Source organism: Haladaptatus sp. SPP-AMP-3 (assembly GCF_049568665.1).
In the GTDB taxonomy this organism is placed as follows: Archaea; Halobacteriota; Halobacteria; order Halobacteriales; family Haladaptataceae; genus Haladaptatus; species Haladaptatus paucihalophilus.
This window is the reverse complement of record NZ_CP145897.1, coordinates 1190952-1212113: the sequence shown is the minus strand read 5'-3', so window position 1 is coordinate 1212113 and position 21162 is coordinate 1190952. Positions and strand designations below refer to the sequence as shown.

Genomic DNA, 21162 nt, shown 5'->3' with positions numbered 1-21162 from the left:
ATGCAAACCCCAACACAGGATTCGAACGACATCGATAGCACCGACAGCAGTATCGAGTACGAACGACTTCGGAACGCACTGGACGCCGAAATCTGGGAGACGGTCGGTCGGCGACTGCTGGCGAAGATGCTGGCGGAGTTCGGCTACGAGGAACTCATCGCCCCCCGACGAACCGAGGACGGCTACTTCCACCTCGGCCTGTCGGACGGCGTCGAGTACCGGTTTGAGGCCGACGAACGACTGTTCGACTGGCGGAGCATCCGCCCCGAGTCCGTCGAGCGCCGGGAGTCCGGCGACTGGGAACCAGCGACGGACCCCGTTGGGTTCCTGCTCGACGCGCAGGGGACCATCGGCGTCTCGGACATGACCGCCGGACACCTGATTCGAGAGTACCGCAACACGATGCTCGCGGACGCCCACATCGAGGCGAAATCCCGCGACGGCGAGCGGGACCTCACGGCGCTCGACTACGCCGAACTCGAAGGCGAGATGACCGGTCACCCGTGGATAACCTACAACAAGGGCCGCCTCGGCTTCGGCTACGGCGACTACCTCGAGTACGCGCCCGAACGGAAACAACCGGTGACGCTCTCGTGGCTCGCGGTTTCCCGCGAGCGGGCCACCTTCAGCGCTGTCTCGGGGCTCGACCACGAATCGCTCGTCGCCGACGAGCTCGGCGACCTGTACGGGGCGTTCCGAGCGAAACTCGAAGCGAAGGGTCTCGACCCGGACGGCTACTACTTCCTGCCGGTCCACGAGTGGCAGTGGGACAACAGCGTCGTCCAACTGTTCGCGGACGAAATCGCGTCGAACGCCATCGTCCCGCTCGGCGACGGTCCCGACGAGTACCTCCCACAGCAGTCGATTCGGACGTTCGTCAACGTGGACGAACTGGAGCGCCACCACGTCAAACTCCCGCTCCGCATCCTCAACACGCTCGTCTACCGCGGACTACCGGGCGAGCGAACCGAAGTCGCGCCGATAGTCACGGAGTACATCAAGGGAATTTACGAGGACGACGAGTTCCTCCGCGAGGAGTGTGACCTGATTCTCCCCGGCGAAATCGCGGGGCTGAACTACGACCACCCCGACTTCTCGCAACTGGACGGGTCGGCGTACCAGTACGACGAACTGCTCGGCTGCGTCTGGCGCGAGAGCATCTACACCTTCCTCGACGGGGACGAGAGCGCCATCACGCTGTCGTCGCTCATGCACGTCGAAAACGGGACGCCGTACCTCGAATCGCTCGTGGAGGAGTCCGGCCTGTCGATGGAAGCGTGGCTGGACGAACTGTTCGAGACGGTGCTCCCGCCGCTGCTCCACTACCTCTATCGCTACGGGACGGTGTTCTCGCCGCACGGTCAGAACACCATGTTGGTGCTGAAGGACGGCCGACCGCACCGCCTCGCGGTGAAGGACTTCGTTGACGACGTGAACGTCAGCGACCAACCGTTGCCCGAACTCCAGTCGCTCCCGGACGAACTTCGGGTGGTCCTCAGGACCGAACCGCCCGAAGGCCTCTGTCAGTTCATCTTCTCCGGCCTGTTCGTCTGCGTCTTCCGCTACGTCGCCGACGCGCTCGAGACGCATTCGGACTACTCGGAAGAGCGGTTCTGGCTGGGCGTTCGGGAGGCCGTCGAGGAGTATCAGGCCGAGTTCCCGGAACTGGAAGACCGCTTCGAACTGTTCGACCTGCTCCGTCCCGAGTTCACGAAGCTCTGTCTCAACCGGAACCGCCTCCTCGATTACGGCTACGAGGACGCCGACGGCCGTCCGCACGCCTCGGAGCACGGCACGGTTCCAAACCCGCTTTACGAGGTGGTGGACCGCTAAACGAGTTCGTCCGGTCGCGTGAACGGCGGCGTCACACCACCGGAAAAGGCTATGGTTTGAGCGGTCGTTGAGTGCACCACAACCGTTATATGACGAACGATACAACGATGTTCTATTCATGACTGACCGACCGACCATAACGCGACGGCGGCTTCTTCAGGGAACGGCGACGACCGGCGCGCTCGCCCTCGCCGGGTGTACGTCCGGCGACGACGACGGCGGCGACGGCGGCAGCGGCGAGACGAGTTCGACGGGAGGCGACTCGACGTCGACGACCGACGGAACGGACTCGTCCGGTTCGAAGGACCTCTCGGGGACGATAACCATCTTCCACGCGGGGAGCCTCTCCGCGCCGTTCGAGGACGCCGAAAAGAAGTTCGAGTCGAAATACGACGTGCAGGTCAACCGCGAGGCGAAGGGGTCGGTCGGTTCGACGAAGAAGATAACCAATCTCGGCCGCTCCGCCGACGTGCTCGCCGTGTCCGACTACCGGCTCATCCGCGACATGATGGTTCCCAAGTACGCGAAGTGGTACGCCGTGTTCGCCACCAACGCGATGACCATCGCGTACACGGACAAATCCACGGGCGCGGACGAGATTTCACCGGACAACTGGTGGAAAATCCTCGGCCGGGACGACGTGACGTTCGCCCATTCGGACCCCGCCGTGGACCCGAACGGCTACCGCTCGGTGATGACGATGCAACTCGGCGCGGTCCCGCTCGACGGCGATAAACTGTACGACGAGAGCACGTCGAAGGCGCTCATCGACAAGGCGAAAATCCCGTCGGGAACCGAGACGGACCTCGTGGGGCAACTGAAATCCGGCGAACTCGATTACGCGTGGGAGTACCAGTCCGCGGGGAAGAGCCACGACCTGAAGACGGTCGACCTCCAATCGTCCGTGGACCTCTCCAAGGCGACTTCGAAGTACGCCAAACACTACGCGAAGGCGGAGGTGGAGACGAAAAACGAGACGTACACGGGCGCGCCCATCGCCTACGGCATCACGGTGCCGAGCAACGCGAAGAACTCCGATGCGGGAGCGGCCTGGGTCGAGTACATGATATCGGAACCGGGCCGGAAGATTCTGAAGCAGAACGGATTCGAACCCGTGAAACCCGCCGTTGTGCCGAAAAGCGGGACGGACGCCGTTCCGAAGGTCGTCATGAACCACGCGGAAGCGAAATCGTCGCTCGGTCCGCTCGAACTATAGGGCGGTCGCACAAACGGTCGATAACGAGTCCGGGGGAACCATTCGGAAACCATGAGCGATTCAAACTACGAAGACGGCGGGTATCGGACGCACCCGACCGCGATGCTCGGTCGCGGGTCGGTCGTGCTGGCCGTCCTGACGGTGCAGGTCATCGCATTCGGGACGTTGTACGTCATCGGCCGGCCGACGCTCTACGTCGGCGTCGCGCTCGGGAGCGCCGCCCTGCTCGGCTGGCGCGCGAACGACGGCTGGTTCGGCGTCGCCGCCGCCACGTTCGGCGTCGTCCTCCTGCTGGCGCTCGGGATGCCCCTCGTCATGTTCATCACGCGCCAAAACCCGTCCCTCATCGTCGAGGCGGCGCGTTCCTCCGAAGTCCACACGATGCTGTATCTCACCGTCTACGGCCCGCTGCTCGCCACGGTCGCGTCGTTGGCCTTCGGCGTGCCGCTCGCCTACCTCCTCGCGCGCGGCTTTACCGGGCAGGCAATCGTCGAGAGTCTGGTCGACTTGCCCCTCGTAGTTCCCCACTCGGTCGCCGGAATCCTCATCCTGTTCGGCTTCGGGCGGCGCGGCCTGTTTCCGGGCGTGTCGGTGCTGACGACCATCACCGGGATGGTGCTGGCGCTGACGTTCGTGAGCGCGCCGTTCGCGGTCAACACGACCCGCGAGGCGTTCGAAACCATCGATTCCCGCCTCGAATACGCCGCTCGGAGCCACGGCGCGACGCCGTTCGAGACCTTCCGGCGGATTCAGATTCCCCTCGCGTATCGGGGCATCCTCACCGGCGGCGTCCTCGCGTGGGCGCGCGGCGTCTCGGAGTTCGGCGCGGTCGCGGTCGTCGCCTACAGCGTGAACTTCTTCTATCCGTTCACCGGCGAGGAAACCGTCGCACAGCACGCTCCGGTGTACATCTTCAACACCTTCACCTCGGCGGGGCTGGCGGACGCGAGCGCCGTCGCGTTCATCCTGCTGGTGATGAGCGCGGGCATCTTCCTCGTCGTTCGACTGCTCACCGACACCGAATCCGGGAGCGTGCTATGAGCTTCGAGATAGACATCGGCGCGACGTTCACCACGTCGGGAGCCGATCCGTTCGACCTCGACGCCGGATTCGAAGTCGAGACGGGCGAAACGCTCGTCGTGCTCGGCCCCAGCGGGAGCGGCAAGACGCTCCTGCTCGAAACGGTCGCGGGCTATCACGGCCACTCGGGGCGCGTCTTCTTCGATGGGCGGGACGTGACGGACGACCCGCCGGAGGAGCGGGACTTCGGCTTCGTCTTTCAGGACTACGCGCTCTTCCCGCACCTGACCGTCCGGGAGAACGTCGCGTTCGGCGCGCGATACCACCCGGACGCGCTCGACGCGGAATCGGTCCTCGCCGACCTCGGTGTCGCGCACCTCGCCGACCGTCGGCCGCGGACCCTCTCCGGCGGGGAAGCCCAACGCGTCGCGCTGGCGCGCTCGCTCGCCATCCGACCCGAGGCGTTGCTGTTGGACGAACCGCTCTCGGCGCTCGATGTGCCGACCCGCGAGGTGCTCCGCGACGACCTCCAAGACCTCATCGACGACGTCACCTCGATTTACGTCACCCACAACCGGACGACCGCCCGCGCGCTCGCCGACCGCATCGCCATCATGCGAGACGGCCGCATCGTCCAACTCGGCACCGTCGAAGAGGTGTTTCGACGCCCCGCGACGCCGTTCGTCGCGTGGTTCACCGGGTCGAACTGCCTCCCTGCGGCGGCGCTTCCGGACGAGGTGGTTCCCCGACCGTCCGCGACGCACGTCGTCATCCGCCCCGAGTTCGTGGAACTCGACGGTGCGGCGACGAACGCGTCGCTTTCGGCCACCGTCGGTCGCGTCACGCCGCGGGACGGTGGCAATCGGGTCACGCTCTCGCTCGGCGACGAGGAGTTGACCGCGTTCAGTTCCCGGTCGCTGTCGCCCGGCGAGACGGTCGCCGTGTCGCTCCCGTCGGACCACCGCTGGGCCATCGAGGACGGAAGGCCGGAGTAGTCGCCGGTCGGCAGGGAGAGTCGCGCTGATGTCGCGGATGCAACCGTTCGTTTCGCGTTTGATAGTATCGTCCAGTATTTATTAGTCACTTTCAGTAGGAAATAGTGCTCTCCAGCAGCTGATCAGTTTCACAAACTCCGAATCAGTGGTTCCAGTACGATTCAGTGGCTTCGTTCCGGCGGCCGAACGTCGGCGCTCGCGGTCGTGAGGTCGCGGTTCGACGCCACGACCGCTATCCGTGAACGGCGGCGGCACCCAGAAAGCCGACGCCCACGAATCCGAACACGAGGAGTGCGTAGGTCTCGACGACCGCCGCGTCCTCTCCGCCCGGCATGACGACGACGAGGACGGCGGCGAAGCCGAGGAAGAACACGCCGAAGGCGGCAAGCGCGTAGCGAACCGCCGGGTTGGGACGTTCGAAGTCGCTCGGTTCCGCCGCGACGGCGGCAGCGAACACCCGTTTCGCGTCCGCCGCCGCGTCGGTCGGGATGACGACGAACCGCGGCGTGGTGACGTTCGACGCGCCCGGCGCGTAGGAAAACCAGTGGAGGGAGAGACCGCCGAGGCGGAACCGACGCACGCCCGAGAGTCCGTCGAGCGGAACCTCGCGGCCGCGATAGGTCATCGTCCGCTTCTCGGCGTCGATATCGCCGGTCGATTGGAGCGCCGAGACGAGGACCGCCGGGACCGCGATGAACCCCAACAAGAGGAGGAATCCAAGGACCGTTCCGACGCCCAGCGTTAGCGAGACCGCACCGCCACCGAACAGCGACGCGACGAACAGCCAGCGCGGTTCGAGATGCGACAGTCGTCCGTCCGCTTCGAACAGCGGGCGCAGGTGCGTCAGCCAGACGAAGACGGCGAACAGGAATCCGGCGGCCAGCAGTCCGCGTATCGGAAGGGGTCCCCGCAGGAAAAGCGATGCCGCGACGACGACCGCGAACACCCACATCCCGCCGAGGACGCCGAACGAGCAGTAGGACAGCAGCCGAAGGAGACGCGAATCGTCGGGTTCGAACGACCACCCGATTCGACGCGGCGGGGAAGACATACCTCCGAATTCGAGTCACGAAATCATACGTTTTCGGGTGCTATCGGCGTCACCTCCGCTGAATCACGTCGCGCCATTTCTCCAGCGCGTCGGCCTGTTCGTCGGGCATGACCTCCAGCACGACGATGCCGTCGTAGTTTTCGTGGAGGGCCGTAATCACGCGCTCCATGTCCATCGTGCCCCTCCCGAAGGCCAGTCCGTCCGTGATTTTCGTCCCGTCACAGCAGTGCACGACGGGAATCGAGATGTCGTCCGCGGCGAGGAGCGTTTCCAGTATCGAACGGTACTCCGCCTCGGCCGTGTAGAGGTGTGCGGTGTCGAGGACGAGCGGCCGACTCTCGTCGAGCAGGACGTTCGTCAGGAAATGACGGCTGTGACCCGTCGAGTTCTCGAAGCCGTGCGGGACGGTGATGTCGATGCGGTCGAGGACGTAGCCGAGGTTGCTCAACGGTATCTTCATCGAGTGAACGACGAGCGTGGCGTCGAGTCGCTCACAGAGGTCGTTGGTGCGCTGGACGTACGTCAGTTCGTCGAGGGCCACGTGCGGCGTGTGCACCGAGACGACATCGACCGGCGCGGCGCGGCACGCGGCCGTCGTCTCCTCGATGGCGTCCAAGTCGTCCGTCGAGAGGTGGAGTTCCACCGCGTCGAAACCGCGCTCCGACGCGGCCCGCAATTCGTCGGCGGTCGGGGGACATTTCCCGGCGACTATCATCGGTACGGCGTAGCACGCGCCGGTCCAAATACGTACCGTGGGATGTGAGGGTTTGGCAAACACGGACTGCCACACCCGCCCGTGTTTTGTTCGCGCAGCGAGAGGATCACGCCATATGAACGTGACCGTTCTCGGAACCGGCGGGACGATTGCGAGCACCGACAGCGAAACCGGCGCGGTGCCGACCGAACGGGGAGCCGAACTCGTCGAGCGCGTCCCGGCGCTACGCGAGTACGGCGATATCTCTGTCGAACAGGTCGCACAGGTTCCGAGCTACGAGATGACGGCGGAAACGCTCGAACTCGTCGGCGAGCGGGTCGCCGAACTGAACGACGATTCGGGAACCGACGCCATCGTCGTCACGCACGGCACGGACACGATGGCGGAGACGGCCTACTACCTCGACGCGACCCGTCGTCCGACCACGCCCGTCCTCCTGACCGGCGCGCAACGGCGACCGGACGAACGGAGTTCGGACGGTCCGGCCAACCTCGTCACCGCGTTCGCGGCGGCACGGGCCTTCGCGGACGGCGGACACGGCGGGACCTTCGTCGCTTTCGAGGGGGCGGTCCACAGCGCACGGTGCGCGACGAAAGTCCACACGTCTGCTCTCGACGCCTTCTCCTCGCCCGGCGTCGGGCCGGTGGCGACCCACGACCGCGAGGGCGTTCGAATTCTCCGTCGTCCGCGGAGCGAAACCCAACACGTCCCGGATGCCTCGCTCGACCCGACCGTCTTCGTCGTCGGGAGCGGTGCCGGGGTGGACGAACGACTGGCGGCGGCCGCGCTCGACGCGGGCGCGGACGGCCTCGTCGTGAACGGTACAGGACTCGGTAACGTCACCGCGGACCTCGGCGAGTTCGTCGAATCGACGGTCCGAAACGGGACGCCGGTCGTCGTCGCGTCACGGTGCGTCGCGGGGCGGACGACGCCGGTCTACGGCGGCGCTGGCGGCGGCGAGACGTTGCGGAACGCCGGTGCGATGTTCGCCGGTGACCTGTCCGCTCACAAAGCGCGCCTCAAACTCGCCCTCGCGCTCTCGACGCATTCGGACGAAACGGACGGACGCGAGGAGAGTAATGGGAACGACGAGAGTGACGGGCACGACGAGGGCGATGAACACGAGAAACTCCGCGCGCTGTTCAACGGGTGATGCGGACCCGACTCGGCCGACCCCGGGTGCCTACAGCAGGCTCCAGAAGCGGAACCCGGGGTTGAGGACGAGGAAGATGATTCCCAGCATGACGGCCGTTTCGAACGTCCCGACGAGGAGGATTCGTTTCTCGATGGATTTGAGCCGCGAGGGGTCGGGGGACGGCGCTTTCCCCTCGAAATACACCGTCAGGTGCATGCGGTTGGAGACGAGGAGGCCGAACAACCACAGCAGCCACCCGAGGACGAATACCCGGAGCATCCACGGGTTGTCGGCGTGCAACAGCCCGAACTGCTCCGCGAGGAGACTCCCCGAGAGGACGGTGGTGAAGCTGATGACGAGCATGAAGACGACGACCTTGGGAATCGCTCGTTGGGTGAACGCCTTGGCTCGTTCGGGACTCGCGGTTCCCAGATACAGGATGAGGGCGGCCGGGAAGACTATCGCCATTCCGAACCAGACGGTCCCGCTCACGATGTGTGCGTACAACAGCAACAGCGGGTCGTTGACGAGGACGGTCGCACTTACGACCGAAAGCGGGAGGAGGACGGCGCTCACGAGAAAGGAGAGCGACGACTCTTCGGTTATCTCCCGTATCTGATGGAGGTATGTCGGAGTGCTCTGGGACATTGCGGTGCCGACGATTGGTTGAGTAATGTCCATCATTGACTTAACAGTACCGACATCTGGTCGAAGCTGACGACGCGACGGTTGGCGTCGAACTGACGAACCGAGTCGTACGTCTGTTTCTACAGATTCGTGCGAAATTCCCTTTTACCCCGTCTGTTCGGGAGACTCACCGCAACTCTCAAATGAGAATTCGGCGTGCTGACGGGAGAATTTGAGCCACGTCGACGATTCGATTCCCGTAGTCGAACAGGTAATAATTTGTACAATATTGCAAGATACTTCCAAAAGCATATATTCGCGGATACACTGCGTGTCGATAACGATGCCGGGACACTCGTTCGTCCGACCGAGCGGCGAGGACGGGCGACTCCCCGTTCGAAGCGGTATCTCTCGGTCGGTCGAGACTGGCCGCTCGACGGCGGCGTATCGAACGAAGACTACCTTTACAATGCAGAAGCAACACACCTTTCGGCAATGAAACAACGGAACAAACTACTCTTCGGGGGCATCGGAATCCTCGTCCTCTTTCTCGTTCTCGCGGCGACGACGATGAACGCGACGACGACGTTCGTCACGCCGACGAAGGCCCAGGGCGGGAACTACGACGGCGATTGGGTCAACTTAGAAGGGCGCGTGACCGACCTTCACCGGTCGAACGAGCGGGTCGTCTTCGATGTCGTCGATAACAACACCTCGGTGCGGGTGACGTACGACAAGACCATGCCGGAGACGATGCAGAACGGGCGCGTCGTCGTCGCCAAGGGCGTACTGCGGGACGGGAAACTCGACGCGCGCAAACTCTCCGTTCGCGCCCACGAGGGAACCGACCCCCCCGAGAAATCGAAGTAGCCACCGGTCGTGAACGCGCATTCGCCGGTCGAGAGACGACACTGATGACACGAATAGAAGTCGATGGGTTGACCAAGCGATTCGGGCGCTTCACGGCGCTCGACGACGTGAGCTTCGGCGTTTCCGACGGCGAGCGCGTCGGATTGTTCGGTCCGAACGGCGCGGGAAAGACGACGTTGCTTCGCATCCTCGCGACGCTCTCGACGCCGACGGACGGACGGGTTCTCGTCGACGGCCGCGAACTCTCGTCCGACTGGGCGGGCGTCCGACGACGAATCGGCGTCCTCTCCCACGACACGATGCTCTACGAGGGGTTGACGGCGCGCGAGAACCTCCGACTGCACGCCCGACTCCACGGCGTCGATACCGAGCGGTGCGAACGGGTGTTGGAGTTGGTCGGCCTCTGGTCGGACGGCGAGCGCGACCCGAGCACGTTCTCCCACGGGATGCGAAAGCGGCTTTCGCTGGCCCGCGCCCTGTTGCACGACCCCGACGTGTTGCTGCTCGACGAACCGTACTCCGGACTCGATCGCCGGTCGATGGCCGACTTCGACGGCATCCTCGACGCGGTCGGCGTCGGAACGGTCGTGATGGTGACCCACGACCTCGACCGCGGCTTCGCCTTCTGCGATCGCGGCCTCGTTCTCGACGGCGGGAGCGTCCGTAGCGACGTTTCGCTGACCGACCTCGACTCGCCGGACGCGTTCATCGACCGGTACCGGACCGCCATCGGCTTGGAGGCGGACTGAGATGCGGGCGTTCCTGCGCGTCGCCGCCGAGGTCGTCCGGAAGGACCTGCTGGTCGAAGCGCGCTCGAAGCGCGTGCTCAACACGGCGGTCGTGTTCTCGCTCCTCGTCGTCGTCGTTTTCGCGTTCGGCTTCGCGCAGACGTTCGTGGACCTCGATACCATCGGCAGCGGGGCGCTCTGGGTGTCGTTCGTCTTCGCCGGGACGTTCGGCGTCATCCAAAGCGCGGTCAGCGAGGAACAGGACGCCGCCCTCGACGGGTTGTTGCTCGCCCCCGTCGACAGGTCGGCCATCTACGTCGGCAAGGTCGTGAGTTCGACCGCCTTCGTCGCGGGCGTGGAACTCCTCACCGTGGGGTTCGTCGTGGTGTTCCTCGATTACTCGCCGCCGGTCGCGGCGGTTCCCGCCCTCGTCGGTATCGTCGTCGCGGCCTCGTTCGGCTTCTCCGCGGCGGGGGTCATCCTGTCGCTGCTGACCGTGAAGTCACAACTCAGGGAACTGTTGCTCCCGATGTTGCTCGTCCCGCTCGTCATCCCGGTGTTGCTGGCCGGGGTGTCGCTCACCCGCGGCCTCACCACCGGCGAGAGTCCCCGTTCGTGGGTCGTCCTGCTGTTGGCGTACGACGGCATCCTCTTTCTCGCCGGGTTCGTGACGTTCGAATACGTGGTCGAAGGATAGAGTTCGGGATAGAGCTCTACCGTTCAGAGCGCGCGGTACGCGAGCATTCCGCCGATGACGATGCTCAGGAAGGACAGCACCATGACCACGGTCGGGAAGTCGGTGCCGTCGCCATCGCCACCGTCACCGGACCCGCCGTTCGCCGACTGTTGGGCCGTTTTCGGCACGTGAACCTGAATCTCGTCCCCGCTCCGAAGCGCCTTGTCGTTCGTCAACATCGAAATCGGGGCCGACCCCGGTCGGAGGTTCGAGGAGTGAGACACCTCCGAGAGATTGTACCCCTGCAGGACGACCGCGAGACGGTCGGTGTCGTGGTCGACGGATTTCCGAATGCTCCGGTTTTCGAGGTCGTATGCGACGCCGATTTGGGCCGTGTCGTTCGCGGCGATGGTGGCGTTGATTATCACGTCCGACCCTCGTCGTGAGAACGTGGTCTGGCGATTTCGGAACATCGCGCCGGTCGGCGCGGCCCCGTTCGGGAGCGCGACGCGAACCGGACCGACGAACGGCCGGTCGCCGGTGTTGCGGAGCGTCAGCGTCTCGACGACGCTCAGGCCGGTGCTGTTCTGCCGTGGCGAAACCTGCATCACGTGACTCGCGGGGTTGCCGCCGGAGACGGTGAGCACGCCGTCGTCGTCCGTCGGCGCGCGCTTCACGAACCGGACGTTCGTCGCGTTCGTCCCCGTCGTAACGGTCTTCTTGTAGGGAACGCCCGCCATCCGCATCCACAGCGCGTAGGTTGTGTTCGACTTCAGCGGCCCGATACTGAACGTTCCGTTTTCGGACGCGTTGACCTGTCCGACGGGCGGGCCGGTCGGACTGGCGACGAGCAACTGGGCGTTCGAGACGGCCGAGCCGTTTTCGGTCACGACGCGTCCCGAGAGGGTCGGTCCCAAGTCGAACGAGATGCCGTCCGTTTCGTTCGTCAGCGCGTAGTGTGCCAGTCCGTCGTGGGACAGTCGAACGTAGTACAGCGATGCGTTCGTGACGTTCGCGGCGGTGAACGTTCCGTTCGTCACCGTCGCGTTCACCGACTGCCCGACCCGGCGATAGTTCCGGTCGAGCGGCGTCACCGTCACCGTGTCGCCGTTTGCCGTTCCGTTCGTAACCGTCGCTGTTCCGGAAATCGATACCGTCGTGTCGCCCGCGCCGCTCGCAAGCGGAACCGTCGAGACGCAAGCGAGGAGGACGAGGAGCGATAGTGCGAAGCGTTTCATTGATGTGTCAAATGGTTATCAGTCGGATGTCGTCGGATCCGTTTTTGATGCGGTCGTCGTCGACCGAACCGATTCGGCGGTGAGTCCGTGCGTCGGGTCGAACAGGAGTATCAGCACCATCCCGCCGAGCAGGAAGAGAACGCCGACCCGAATCGGCGTCATCAGCGGGATGCGTTTGACGGTTAGCGACGCCGTCCCGTCGTTGAGCGCGGCGATGACGTACGTGTCTTGGGTGAGTCCGCGGTCGATGAGCACGTCTCGAACCTGCATACCGCCCTGTTTGACGTACCGTCGCTGCCCCACGCTCCCTGCGGCGATTCGGTTACCGTTCCGATAGACGCGGAGGTCCATCGAGCGTTTCTGGACGCGAGTCAGATCGACGGACGCTGGCGGGTTCGATACGGGTCCGACGTTCTGTGCGTCGGTCACGACGACGGCATCGGCTTGCGGCACGTAGTTCCACATGACCGCACCCCGGGCGACGATATCCTCGCCGCGCGAGAGGTCGGCCGAGGTGCCGTTCTGACCGGTCAGGCCGACCCACACCCCGGAGTTGTCGAGTTGCGCCACGGTCGCCCGCGGCCCTCGTTTGACGTTCGTGACGGTCCCGTACACGGCCTTGATGGTGCCGTTCAACGAGGTCCCCTTCGAGAGCACCTGCTGGCTCGATAGCGCGGCCCGTCGCGGGTCGGGGTTCTTCGGCAGCGTGGTTTCGTCGTAGCCGACCGACTGGACGGCGTACGCCGAATCGGGCACCTGATGGACGGACCCGTCGGCCCGAGCGTCTTGGATGATGACGGAAGACTGGGCGGTGAAGAGGTAGGTGAACGCCAGCGAGACGACCAGTATCGCCACGCCGAGGTGGATGAGCGTGATTCCCGTCTCCTTGAGTTGGAACCGCCGCGGGTTGCCGGGGATGCGTTCTATCGCCCGTTTGACCATGGCGATACAGACGTACGCGGCCGGGGGGACGACCGAGAGCGCGCTCGCACCGCCGACGATGCGGTACACGAGCGCGTCGTTGCCGGACACCGACGCCAGTTGCCACGCCGAAGACGGCTTGACGAACGCCGCCACGACGGTCGCCACGGCGAAGACGCCGAGCGCGACGAGACTTCGGTCGCGTCCTTCGACGTCGAAGTCCATGTAGAAGCCGAGGAGGAGGAGCGTGAGGAGCACGACCGGGTAGCTCCAGAGGTTGTAGTATTTCGGGTTCACCTGCACCTCGATACCGGTCGTGAGGTCGCGGAGGAGGGGGAACGTCAGTCCCCAGATGGAGACGAACGCGAGCGTTCCCAGCATAAGGACGGCGAGGTGAAGCAGGTTCGACCGCGTGACCCACTCACTCCCGCTCGACCCGCCGTCGTCGGCTTCGAGGAACCAGTACGCGAGCGGGACGACCACGCCGAGGAGCGCCGTGATTCCCATCAGCACGAGCAGGGAGAGGCCGATTCCCTCGGAGGCGAACGAGTGGACGCTCCGGAAGACCCCGCTCCGAACGACCGACGTCGTGTAGATGGCGAGGGCGAACACCGTCGAGGTCATCGCGGGCGCGAGCACCGTGTAGTTGCGACCGGCGCGGTAGTTCGTGACCGCGTGCAGCGTCGCGGTGAGGAACAGCCACGGGATGAAAATCGCGGTTTCCACGGGGTCCCACGCCCAGATGCCGCCCCATCCCAGCACGGTGTACGACCAGAGCGCGCCGAGTGAGACGGCGGCGGTCAGGAACAGCCACGAGACGCGGAGCCAGCGGAGGACGCTCCCGTACCACTCCTCGAACAGCCCGCCTTGGCCGCGGAGCAACGAGACAAAGTGCGCCGCGCCGATGGCGAACGGCACCGTCAACAGCGCGTAGGCGGTGAACATAACCGGCGGGTGAATCGCCATGTACGGGTCCACGAGGAGCGGGTTGAGACCGCGGCCGGTCGCGGGAACGAACCCGGCGGCCGCTTTCGGGAACTCCTGTGAAATCGTGGTAAAGGGACTCTCGACGACCAACATCAGGCCGAAGTAGGAGACGATTCCCATCGTGATGCCCTGCACGAGTTTTCTGTTGCGACCGTGGACGCCGCGGACCTTCGCCGCCCAGAATGCGACGATGGAGGCGAGCGTCGCCCACAGCAACACGGACCCCTCGTTGCCCGCGTAGACGCCGGTGAACCGGTACAACAGGGGGAGGAAATCGGTCGTGTTGTTCCAGACGTAGGCGTTCGAGTAGTCGGTCGTGACGAACTGGTAGGTGAGATACAACAGAGCGGTCGTCAACAGCCCGGCCGTCGTCCCCACGAGCGCCGGGACGTATCCGGCGAACCGCTCCTCGTCGCGGAGGTAGTCCCGTCCCAGCAACAGCGTGGTGACGGTACTCACGCACAGCGCGAGCAGGAGGAGTATCTGTCCCGGCGTCACTGCTCCGCCCTCCGCTGTGCGCGTTCGAGATAGTCGATGAACGCCTCCTTCTTCGCGTAGCCGTTTATCTTCACGAGGCGGTCACCTTGGGGCGTAATCGCGACGTGCTGTGGTGGGTAGGTCGCATCGTATCGTTGTTTCAACCGCGAGGCTTGGGGGCTGTCGTTGTCGAGGTTGATCGCGACGAGAACGAAATCGTCGAGGTGGTCCCGCACCGCCGGGTCGGAGTACACGTTCTGATTGTAGTCCTCGCAGTACGTACACCACGTCGTCCAGAAATAGACAAGGATGGGCTTGTCCTGTTCTTTTGCGACGGTCTGCGCGTCGGAGAAGTCGGTGTGCCACTTGGTCCCGCCGTGGTACGAGTAGGACTGATCACTCAGTACCGGGGCCGCATTCATCGATTGATAACCGATACCCAACAGAGCGGCTAAAAATACGAGCGTCAGTATCTTTCGTGGGGACATCCAACTACCCGCTGTTGGCAACGATTCCGGTTAAATATTGCGTGTTCTTGTAGATATCATTCTATACCTCCGGGGACCTGCTCGAAGTGACATGTCCGTTATAATGCGAATACGTACTCTGTTTTCCCAAATCGTCGCACGAAGAACGAGAGATTGGTTCACCATTACAAACGTTTAATAGCCCGGGAGGAATAGCGGAAAAACACAATACTGTAAGCTATGGACACGACTCTGCAGACAGGTGAACGGGGTATCGAACGGGCGACGTCGCGACGTCGGGGAGGACGATGAATCGACGGATTGCAACCGTTTCCCTCGCGTTCGTTCTCGTCTTGGCGGGTTGCACCGCACCCATGTTGTATCAGAAGGACTCCAGCCAGGCCGGTGAGCTCAAGCTCCCCGGCGACTGGAGCGGCTTCGAGTGGATGGACAAGAATCTTCGAGAGGGGCAGGCCGGTGATGACATGCGGTATCGCAACGAGACCGCCGGACAGCAGGCCGCGTTCGTCCCGAAGAAGATGAACAACTCGACGCTGCCCGAGAACGAACATCGACGCGAACTCGTCAAATACGGTCGGCAACTGTTCGCGAACACGGCCAACGAGATTCCGAACCAGACCGGCACGAGTCGGATGTCCTGTGCGAACTGTCACGGCGGCGGGTCGCTCCCGACCGCGAACGGCATGGTCGGGCAGGACATCAAGATGATTCCGCTCGTCGGCACGGCCGCGGGCTATCCCGAGTGGACGGGCCGAACGAGCAGGATGCGCGACATGCGCCAGCGCATTCAGGGGTGTTTCCTCCGGAGCATGAACACTGACCCGGAGAACATCCCAGAATACGACAGCCGCGAGATACAGGCGATGGAGTCGTATCTCGTCTGGCTGGCGAAGGGAACGCCGGTTCAGAAGGTTCCGTACTGGCGTCACATCCGCAAGCCCGAGGGAAGCGAGAAGATGCCGATACCCAACGTCAACCCCGTCCGCGGGGCGAAGCTGTACCTCGAAAACTGTGCGTCCTGTCACGGAAAGGACGGACAAGGGTCGAAAGGACAGTATCCGCCGCTGTGGGGACCGGACTCCTACAACGACGGGGCGGGCATGGGCCGAATCTACACCGCATCCGGCTTCATCCGTGAAGCGATGCCGTACGGTTCGGCACACACGGTGAGCGATTGGCGCGACGTCCAAGACATCGCCGGATTCGTAAACGGCCACGACCGTCCGCATCTCGGCCGTCAGAACAAGGACTGGTCGGCGGACGGACCGCCGGACGAGGCCGTCTACTACAAGCGCGTGCAGGACCGGTTCGGGTACAACATGAACCCGATGCGCAAGAAGCTCCTCATGGCCGGAATCCCGGTCGGAACGGAGTCGCTCAACAAAGGGGACATCCCGAAGAACACGGACAAGTACCGGAATCCGTTGAACGAGACATCGATCAACGGCACCGCGAACGCGAGCAGCAACGCCGCTCTCGGCGACGTGTTCGACGGGGCGAACGGGGACGACCGGCAAGCGTCCTAACGCGGGAATCACTTCGATTTTACTTCTTTCGGAGCACACGAACGGAACGATGGCAGGAACACCGAGCGTCGTCGCGGTCTTTTTCGCGGGAGTAGTGACCATTCTGACGCCGTGTTGTCTTCCGATGCTTCCCCCGATGCTCGCGGGGAGCGTGGGCCATCGATTCCGACCGCTGTCGATCGTGTTCGGGAGCATCAGCTCGTTCACCGTCCTCGGCGTGGCGACGGGCGTCGTCGGTGGTCTCTCCCCGGACGCGCTTCGCGGCCCGTTGATGGCGGTGATGATAGCGTTCGGTGCGGTCATGGCGGACGACGACGTTCACGAGGTGTACTCGACGTACGCTTCGAAGGTCGCCGGTCGCGCGACCGAGGCGACCGCGCTCGTGGACGAACGCGACCATCCCCTCGCCAGCGCGTTCCTGCTCGGACTGCTACTCGGCGTCGTTTGGCTGCCGTGCGTCGGGCCGATTCTCGGCGGGGTGCTGGCGTACGTCGGGGCAACCGGCGACGTTTCCCGGAGCGCCTCCCTCCTGTTCGTCTACGGACTCGGCTTCTCGGTGCCCCTGCTCGGGGTCGCCTACGGGAGCAAGCGCGGCGGTCGGGCGCTCGCCGACACCGTGATGCGAGGACGGCGACCCGTACACTTCAGAAAAGTGGCGGGCTACGTTCTCATCGTGACGGGTGTTGCGATGCTGTTCGACATCGACAAACTCGTGATGTCGTTGCTTGCGTGAGAAACGCTCGCTGAAACGAAACTGATTAGTCGCGGGGGTAAACAATAGTGTATGGTGTAGGCACATGCGCGCAATATCCTCTAAATTGGGCCTTCTCGTTCGATTTTTCGACCGGGTGATGTGGAGCAGGGCGGTCAGGTGGGGGACGTTCATCGCGGGACTCGCCTCTATCGTTCTCGTCTTCGGATTCGCGTCGAGCACGATGTACGGCATCGAGCACGGTGCGAACCTAATCGCATACTGGCACATCGCGCTGGCGTGGACCAGTTCGGTGGCGCTGGCCACGACGTTCCTCGGGAGCGTCTTCTATCTGCGCTACGAAGGCCGGTTCTGGAACCGCCTCGCGCACAGCGCGGGAGAAATCGGTTTTCTGTTCGCCACGCTGACGCTCATTACCGGCAGCATTTGGGGAAAAGTCATCTGGAACTCGTGGTGGGAGTGGAGCGACGTCCGCCTCGTCACCTTCCTCATCGTGTGGCTCGTGTACGCGGGCTATCTCGTCGTCTACTCCTCGACCGAGAACAGCGACGACGAGCGCTACGCGTCCGTCTACGGCGTCCTCGGGTTCGTGACCGTTCCCATCTCCTACGCCGCGACGCGCCTCTGGACGCCGACGTTTCACGAGGCGACCCTCGGGAACGGGAACGTCAGCGCGAACATCGACCCGCTCACTCTCGTCGTCTCGATACTCGCGGTCACGTTCCTGTACGCGTACCTGATGGGCGTTCGAATCAAACTCCACGAGCTAGAAGACAAGGTACTTTGGGGGAGACGACACAACCGATGACCATGGAACCACTACTCATCGCCGGATACGGGGCCATCTTCCTCCTGATATTCGGCTACGTCCTTCGATTACAGCGGCGACTCGTATCGCTCGAAAAACAGCTGGGCGACCGGCGATAACGCGACCGACTATTTTCCGACGGCGACGAATCAGTCGAAGCGGTCGGGCGACATCGCGCGGAGCATCGACGACGACTCGCCGCCGACCGCATCCGCGACCGACTGGCCGACGACGGGCGCGCGGGTGATTCCGAGGCCGCTCATCCCGACGGCGAGGTAGTAGTTTCCGGTGGTCCCCTGGCCGACGATGGGGAATCCGTCCGGCGTGACGGTTCGATACCCGGTCCACGCCGTATCGCGCCGAAGGTCGTCGGCGTCGAACCCGAGATGGCCCAATAGGTTCCTCGCCCGTTGCTCGAACTCGCCGTCGTCGTCGGGAGTCGCCGCTGCCGACGGGTTCGCGTCCTCGTCGTCTCGATAGTCGGTGTTGTAGTGGCCGACGTACACGCCGTTCGAGTAGTCGCGGACGTAGAGGTCGTTTTCGAAGAGCGAGAAGGGAATTTCGACGTCCTCGTCGGTTTCGAAGCCGACGATGGGTCCGGCGGTCCGCCGCAGCGGGCAGTCGTCGTCCGCGACACCGACCGCCGGTGCCCACGGTCCGGCGGCGTTCACGACCGCATCGAGCGCTATTCCGTCGTCGTCCAGTTCGAGACCGACCACGCGGCCCGACTCGGTGTCGAGGTCCGTAACGGTCGTCTCGGTTCGAATCGTCGCGCCCGCAGCCCGCGCTTTCCGGGCGTACAGTTCCGCGACGGAAACGGGGTCGAAGTAGCCGTCTTCTGGGGTGTAAAGCTCCCCGACCGCGCGGTCGTCATCGTACGGTCCGTTGCCCGACCGCACCCTCGCGTCCACACCCGCGGCGTCGAGGTCGTCGGCGTACTCCCGATACGTCTCCAGCGTCGATTCCGACCACGCGACGTGCCGAAGCCCCGTTCGCGTGTAGTCGAGGTCGCCGTCGTCGATGAACGCCGCGTACTCTTCCCACGCGCGCCGCCGAAGTCGGTGTGCGAACTCGGTCGGCGGGACCGCCTGCCACACGAAGACGGCCATCGACGCCGCCGTCGTTCCCGAACCGATTTCGTCCCGTTCGAAAAGCGTGACTTCGTGACCGCGGTCGGAGAGGTGGTACGCGCAACTGGTGCCGATGACGCCTCCGCCGATGATGCCGACGTTCATTGCTTGGCCTGGACGATGGATTCGAAGCTACCTGAGTTTTGCCCGACCTCGGGTAGTCGGGGACGAAGCGTCGGTACCGCGACGGACAGTAGAGCGGAAAACGAACGCTATTTTCGTATCGTCCGCGATGAGAAAGGATATACGAAATACGGTCGAAATTCGGACACAATGGTCCTTCCGGCGTCAGAACCCCCCGCCTCCAAACTGGCGTACTTCGTCAACGTTCCGCTGTTCGTCTTCCTCGCCGTCGTGATGGCGCTGTACGTCGCGGCGAACCTCCTCGTGCTTCACGGGGACGGTATGGGAACGCTCGGTGACGCCGCACAGCAGTTTTTCATCGGCACCGTCGGCGCGTATCTCGGCATCTGCCTCTCGAACCTCGTCTGGGACGCCGCGTTTCGGTGATTCGACGCCGTGTTTGCGAATGGAAACGTCGTTCCGTCGCTACCCGAACATGTCCGCGATTTCGATGAGCGCGTAGAGGATTGCCACGACGGCGACGCCAATCGATATCGTCCCGAACAGGCGGTTTCTCGGGACGACCGTGACCTGCGAAACGAGAAGCAACGCGACCAGTACGACGAGCGTGGCAAGAAGCCGGTCGGTTCTGTCGTTCATGTTTCACAATGTCGTATCGTCGCGTTAAACTATTCGGTTGTCTGATACCCATCGAACCCATTCCGTGTCAATCGTGAGATGTCCGCATCGACGGGGCCAGGTAAAACCGGTTAGCGACCGACCGGCCGGTCGTCGACCGAGACGCGCTCGCCCGTCTCGGCGGAGCGGTAGATAGCGTCCATGACGCGCTGGGTGGTGAGCGCCTGCTCGATGGTGTTGAACTCGGGTGCCTCGCCCGCCGCGACGGCATCGAGGAACCGCTTGTCGCTGCCGCGCCAGCCGGTGTGGTCGAGCGAGGCGTCGCTGACCGACGATTCGACCAGGTGGTCGGTACCGCGATGGCTCCCCTCCAGCATGGTCAACGTCTCGCCGCCGAGGTCGAGGCGTGCGCCCGCCTGGCTTCCGCGGACGACGAACTCCTGATTGGCCGTTTCGTTGGCCGCCCACGCGACTTCGAGCGAGAGCGTCCGGTCGTCCGCACAGCGGATTAGCGCCGTCGCCGAGTCCTCCACGTCGAACACGGCTTCCTCCGTAGCGTCGTACCAGTCGTCCGGGTCCACGTAGTCGTCGCGGTCGCCGAATCCCGTGCGGGTGACGGCGAACACGTCCTCGACCGGCGGGAATCCCATCAGATACAGCGCGAGGTCGATGGCGTGGACGCCGATATCGACCACGACGCCGCCGCCCGAGAGTTCCTCGTTGGTGAACCACGACCCGACGCCGGGAATGCCGCGACTGCGGACGTAGTTCGCCCGCACGTGGCGAATCTCCCCGAAGTAGCCGTCCTCCTGATAGCCCATGAACAACTCTGCCGCGGTCGAGACGCGGTTGTGGAAGTTCACCATGCAAAAGCCGTCGGCCGCTCGTGCGGCCTCGGCCATGCGCTCTGCGCTCTCCAGCGTGTCCGCGAGCGGTTTCTCACAGAACACGTCGTAGCCGTGCTCCAGCGCGGCGACGACGGCCGCTTCGTGGTAGGTGTTGGGAGTGGAAACGGCGACCGCATCGAGGTTCTCCGCCTCGTACATCGCTTCGAACCCTTCGTAGGTGGCCGCGCCGTACGCCGATTCGAATTCGTCGCGCGTCGCGGGGTCGATGTCCGCACCCGCCACCACGTCGTGTCCGAGTTCTTCGGCGTTGGTCGCGTGGGTCTGTCCCATGAATCCCAAACCGACGACGCCGAGACGAACTGCTGTTTCCTGCATGGAAACGGAAACGGGTCGGTGGATGAAATAAGTGGCCGTCACCGGCGAAGTTTCCGTCAGCCGTTCGATACGGGGCGCTTCCAC

General features: G+C 64.0%; 22 protein-coding genes. 13 read left to right on the top strand and 9 right to left on the bottom strand.

Annotated features, from left to right (window positions below; translation table 11 throughout):
- The 4 genes from V5735_RS06950 to V5735_RS06935 all read left to right on the top strand — a co-directional run bounded on the left by V5735_RS06950 (position 1) and on the right by V5735_RS06935 (position 5064).
- Positions 1-1833, top strand: coding sequence for an IucA/IucC family protein (locus V5735_RS06950; RefSeq protein ID WP_423745689.1), 1833 nt, complete (start codon positions 1-3; stop codon positions 1831-1833).
- 118 nt (positions 1834-1951) lie between these two features.
- Positions 1952-3049 carry an extracellular solute-binding protein gene (locus V5735_RS06945; RefSeq protein WP_423745688.1) on the top strand — a complete coding sequence of 366 codons (1098 nt, stop codon included), beginning with the start codon at positions 1952-1954 and terminating at the stop codon, positions 3047-3049.
- 51 nt (positions 3050-3100) lie between these two features.
- Positions 3101-4090, top strand: coding sequence for an ABC transporter permease (locus V5735_RS06940; protein WP_423745687.1), 990 nt, complete (start codon positions 3101-3103; stop codon positions 4088-4090).
- Positions 4087-5064: an ABC transporter ATP-binding protein gene (locus tag V5735_RS06935; RefSeq protein ID WP_423745686.1), complete on the top strand. Its 978-nt coding sequence runs from the start codon at positions 4087-4089 to the stop codon at positions 5062-5064. Before V5735_RS06940 ends, V5735_RS06935 begins: the two co-directional genes overlap by 4 nt.
- Before the next feature lie 232 nt (positions 5065-5296).
- Here V5735_RS06935 and V5735_RS06930 read toward each other — a convergent pair whose 3' ends face one another.
- Positions 5297-6115 carry a hypothetical protein gene (locus V5735_RS06930; RefSeq protein ID WP_423745685.1) on the bottom strand — a complete coding sequence of 273 codons (819 nt, stop codon included), beginning with the start codon at positions 6113-6115 and terminating at the stop codon, positions 5297-5299.
- 49 nt (positions 6116-6164) lie between these two features.
- On the bottom strand, positions 6165-6830 hold the full coding sequence (locus tag V5735_RS06925) for a sugar phosphate isomerase/epimerase family protein (RefSeq protein WP_423745684.1): 666 nt from the start codon (positions 6828-6830) through the stop codon (positions 6165-6167).
- A gap of 115 nt (positions 6831-6945) precedes the next feature.
- Between V5735_RS06925 and V5735_RS06920 the strand changes: the two genes are divergently transcribed.
- The gene (locus V5735_RS06920) at positions 6946-7983 is read left to right on the top strand and encodes an asparaginase (protein ID WP_423745683.1); all 1038 of its coding nucleotides are present in this window, start codon (positions 6946-6948) and stop codon (positions 7981-7983) included.
- A gap of 30 nt (positions 7984-8013) precedes the next feature.
- Here the strand turns inward: V5735_RS06920 and V5735_RS06915 are convergent, their stop codons facing one another.
- A complete protein-coding gene (locus V5735_RS06915) occupies positions 8014-8613 on the bottom strand; it encodes a hypothetical protein (RefSeq protein ID WP_423745682.1) in 600 nt (199 codons plus the stop codon).
- Positions 8614-9087: 474 nt separating this feature from the next.
- Between V5735_RS06915 and V5735_RS06910 the strand changes: the two genes are divergently transcribed.
- The 3 genes from V5735_RS06910 to V5735_RS06900 are packed head-to-tail and all read left to right on the top strand — an operon-like array spanning position 9088 to position 10887.
- A complete protein-coding gene (locus tag V5735_RS06910; RefSeq protein ID WP_423745681.1) occupies positions 9088-9462 on the top strand; it encodes a cytochrome c maturation protein CcmE in 375 nt (124 codons plus the stop codon).
- Positions 9463-9506: 44 nt separating this feature from the next.
- A complete protein-coding gene (locus V5735_RS06905; protein WP_423745680.1) occupies positions 9507-10211 on the top strand; it encodes an ABC transporter ATP-binding protein in 705 nt (234 codons plus the stop codon).
- A gap of 1 nt (position 10212) precedes the next feature.
- Positions 10213-10887: a heme exporter protein CcmB gene (locus V5735_RS06900; RefSeq protein ID WP_423745679.1), complete on the top strand. Its 675-nt coding sequence runs from the start codon at positions 10213-10215 to the stop codon at positions 10885-10887.
- 23 nt (positions 10888-10910) lie between these two features.
- Here V5735_RS06900 and V5735_RS06895 read toward each other — a convergent pair whose 3' ends face one another.
- The 3 genes from V5735_RS06895 to V5735_RS06885 are packed head-to-tail and all read right to left on the bottom strand — an operon-like array spanning position 10911 to position 14911.
- Positions 10911-12104, bottom strand: coding sequence for a hypothetical protein (locus tag V5735_RS06895; protein WP_423745678.1), 1194 nt, complete (start codon positions 12102-12104; stop codon positions 10911-10913).
- Between the two features lie 18 nt (positions 12105-12122).
- Complete coding sequence (ccsA, locus tag V5735_RS06890) at positions 12123-14510, bottom strand: cytochrome c biogenesis protein CcsA (protein ID WP_423745677.1); 2388 nt, start codon at positions 14508-14510, stop codon at positions 12123-12125.
- Complete coding sequence (locus tag V5735_RS06885) at positions 14507-14911, bottom strand: thioredoxin family protein (protein WP_423745676.1); 405 nt, start codon at positions 14909-14911, stop codon at positions 14507-14509. Before V5735_RS06885 ends, ccsA begins: the two co-directional genes overlap by 4 nt.
- Positions 14912-15264: 353 nt before the next feature.
- Here V5735_RS06885 and V5735_RS06880 point away from each other — a divergent pair, with 353 nt between their 5' ends.
- The 4 genes from V5735_RS06880 to V5735_RS06865 all read left to right on the top strand — a co-directional run bounded on the left by V5735_RS06880 (position 15265) and on the right by V5735_RS06865 (position 18142).
- The gene (locus V5735_RS06880) at positions 15265-16503 is read left to right on the top strand and encodes a c-type cytochrome (RefSeq protein ID WP_423745675.1); all 1239 of its coding nucleotides are present in this window, start codon (positions 15265-15267) and stop codon (positions 16501-16503) included.
- A 49-nt stretch (positions 16504-16552) separates the two neighbouring features.
- Positions 16553-17236: a cytochrome c biogenesis CcdA family protein gene (locus tag V5735_RS06875; protein ID WP_423745674.1), complete on the top strand. Its 684-nt coding sequence runs from the start codon at positions 16553-16555 to the stop codon at positions 17234-17236.
- Positions 17237-17354: 118 nt separating this feature from the next.
- Positions 17355-18023 carry a cytochrome c biogenesis protein gene (locus V5735_RS06870; protein WP_423746002.1) on the top strand — a complete coding sequence of 223 codons (669 nt, stop codon included), beginning with the start codon at positions 17355-17357 and terminating at the stop codon, positions 18021-18023.
- A complete protein-coding gene (locus V5735_RS06865) occupies positions 18020-18142 on the top strand; it encodes a CcmD family protein (protein WP_423745673.1) in 123 nt (40 codons plus the stop codon). The genes V5735_RS06870 and V5735_RS06865 overlap by 4 nt, the downstream gene beginning before the upstream one ends.
- A gap of 30 nt (positions 18143-18172) precedes the next feature.
- Here the strand turns inward: V5735_RS06865 and V5735_RS06860 are convergent, their stop codons facing one another.
- Complete coding sequence (locus V5735_RS06860) at positions 18173-19258, bottom strand: NAD(P)/FAD-dependent oxidoreductase (RefSeq protein WP_423745672.1); 1086 nt, start codon at positions 19256-19258, stop codon at positions 18173-18175.
- Between the two features lie 168 nt (positions 19259-19426).
- Here V5735_RS06860 and V5735_RS06855 point away from each other — a divergent pair, with 168 nt between their 5' ends.
- Entirely contained in the window at positions 19427-19663 is a 237-nt protein-coding gene (locus V5735_RS06855; RefSeq protein WP_423745671.1) for a hypothetical protein, read from the top strand.
- Between the two features lie 39 nt (positions 19664-19702).
- On the opposite strand, the gene V5735_RS06850 is transcribed toward V5735_RS06855, so the two are convergent.
- Both V5735_RS06850 and V5735_RS06845 read right to left on the bottom strand, forming a co-directional pair.
- On the bottom strand, positions 19703-19876 hold the full coding sequence (locus V5735_RS06850; protein ID WP_423745670.1) for a hypothetical protein: 174 nt from the start codon (positions 19874-19876) through the stop codon (positions 19703-19705).
- A gap of 110 nt (positions 19877-19986) precedes the next feature.
- Positions 19987-21078, bottom strand: a complete 1092-nt coding sequence (locus V5735_RS06845; protein ID WP_423745669.1) for a Gfo/Idh/MocA family protein — start codon at positions 21076-21078, stop codon at positions 19987-19989.
- Between the last annotated feature and the right edge of the window lie 84 nt (positions 21079-21162).